Below are 236 nucleotides of genomic sequence, written 5' to 3'. Positions count from 1 at the left end.
GGTACGACGTCGGCATGGGTGAGGATGCCGAATTCATCGGTGCCCGCGTTCGCTGCGTTCGCAGGCAGGGTGACTTCGAAGATGCGGTTGTCCACGTTGCGGTACTGCAGGCCGAAGTCCTTGGCCATCTGCTGCACCAGTTCGCCGAAAGCCAGGATGGCCGGGCTTTCGTGCGGCGGCACCTTGGGGTCGCGCACCGTGGGCAGGGCGACCATGCGCTCGATGCTGGCCAGCAC

General features: G+C 65.7%; 1 protein-coding gene. It reads right to left on the bottom strand.

The genetic code is table 11. From position 1 onward, the window contains the following. The coding region (locus ACSNOK_RS36210) for a hypothetical protein (protein ID WP_436784891.1) at positions 1-215 on the bottom strand (215 nt) is incomplete at its 3' end. Positions 216-236: the final 21 nt, after the last annotated feature.

Source organism: Streptomyces sp. URMC 126, from assembly GCF_051386555.1.
In the GTDB taxonomy this organism is placed as follows: domain Bacteria; phylum Actinomycetota; class Actinomycetes; order Streptomycetales; family Streptomycetaceae; genus Streptomyces.
Note: the sequence above shows the minus strand (reverse complement) of the source record. Positions and strands in the feature narration are given on the sequence as shown.